Genomic DNA, 1,747 nt, shown 5'->3' on the forward strand with positions numbered 1-1,747 from the left:
GATCTTTTCTACGAAGCTTGGGGGTACTTTAGCGAATGTTAGTAGCTTCTGGCTTCTATCTCCGACAAAATCTTGATCAAATATAACTGTCGCAATGCCCAAACAAAGGGAAGGCGTATGGGCATGAAAAACATTATATTTTCTGCAAATTTAGTATTATGCACTTTATCACTATCATCAACTGAAGCGCCAGGGTTGTCAGTAGTAATGAATTGATTATCAGATTCAAAGATCATCCACTGGTATTTGAAGAGCCTATTGATAATTTGCAGATGTATGTCTGAAACCGCTTTGTTTTGTCCAATGAGGGTAGTAATGTGCGAATTCTTTGTATAATTGTCATTTGTCATCAATTCTTCCCGCATTCTGTCCATTGTAGCCAACATTTCTTCTTTAGTGATATTTAAGAAAGCCGATACATCTACATTTTCAAGCTCTTTCCTATATCCATTAAACAGCTTATCAATCACACCTTCTTTTTTGTCCTCAATTGCCGTCTTTCTGAAATGCTGATTACGCATCTTTATATCTATGATGGCATAGAGAAAAAGGAACGCATCAGAAAATGATAAAGAAGTTGTTTTACTTTTAATTTGYGTCAATAACCTAGGGTACTCTCTTTCATATTTGTGAAACTGATTCTCAACGTGGAAGGGATCTAAATCTTCTAAGTCTTTAAATCTTTCCTTTAGTTCGTCCTTTATAGTATAGAAATCGGGTATCTTACAAACCTCAACAGGAAATTTAGGCTCGTCAAATACCTTCTTTTTATATTTAAGATAGTCCAAATTAAGAGTATGTAATTTTCCGTCATCATTACAAAACTCCTTTAAATAACATTGTGGCAGAAAGTGTTGCTTCATCATTGTATCAGTAAGACCCTCACTAAATATGCCCCTTAAATGGCAAGTAATAGTTACAAGATACTATAAAAACCACGAAAATAACCGCAAATGGTAAAGGTGGTTTCAGTAACAATAAATAGTTATTTTTGATAGGAGTTATAGTAAAATAATCCCTTAAAATAATTTAAAACCAAATAGATGCAGGAAACGCTCTATATAATAGGCAATGGATTTGACTTGCATCACGGCGTAGCTTCAAAGTATTCCGATTTTAAGTCATATTTGGCAAAGCATGATCGCGATCTTTTATATGCATTGGAGAACCTATATGATTGTGATGATATGTGGGGAGACTTTGAAAGGAATCTATTGACAATTTCCAGGGAAACCTTTATCAGGTATATAAACCCTTTGTTACCAACCAATGAAGTAGACGATGATGATTTTACCTATGCAGAACTGTTCTTTCCGCAAGACCAGGCCGGAAACTTAGTTGATGAACTTACGGAAACTTTAAGGAAACGCTTCCATCAGTGGATCAGGACATTGAATATGCTCACTGGATATAAACAGAAGATCATAAAAGTTGACAATAACGCCCTTTTCCTGTCCTTCAATTATACCGATTTTATCGAGACAGCCTATAGTGTACCCTCCCATCAAATTTGTTATTTACATGGCAGGAAGTCGGATAAGATTGGAAGCATTGTTTTAGGGCATGGAGAAAATCCTGAAAACAGCTTAGAAAACTGGCTTAAGGAGAATGATAAAAAACATAGATTTCAACCCCGGTTAAAGAATAAAAGAAATAAATACTATAACAATTCAAATCCTACTTATCTGGCCTATTTTCTTGAGGATGAGAGTAGCGGTAACTGGGGCTCAGAGGCAAGGTATCACGC

The 1,747-nt window shown here is 35.6% G+C and carries 2 protein-coding genes; one reads left to right on the forward strand and one right to left on the reverse strand.

What is annotated here, in order from left to right; translation table 11 throughout:
* Nucleotides 1-38: 38 nt before the first annotated feature.
* On the reverse strand, nucleotides 39-866 hold the full coding sequence (locus AC1DPQ_RS26805) for a DUF4238 domain-containing protein (protein ID WP_477583278.1): 828 nt from the start codon (nucleotides 864-866) through the stop codon (nucleotides 39-41).
* A gap of 177 nt (nucleotides 867-1,043) precedes the next feature.
* Here AC1DPQ_RS26805 and AC1DPQ_RS26810 point away from each other — a divergent pair.
* Nucleotides 1,044-1,747 (forward strand): bacteriophage abortive infection AbiH family protein (locus tag AC1DPQ_RS26810; RefSeq protein ID WP_477611439.1); only part of this gene is annotated, 704 nt, incomplete at its 3' end.

It is taken from the genome of Pedobacter sp. 01T416_2 (assembly GCF_056398925.1).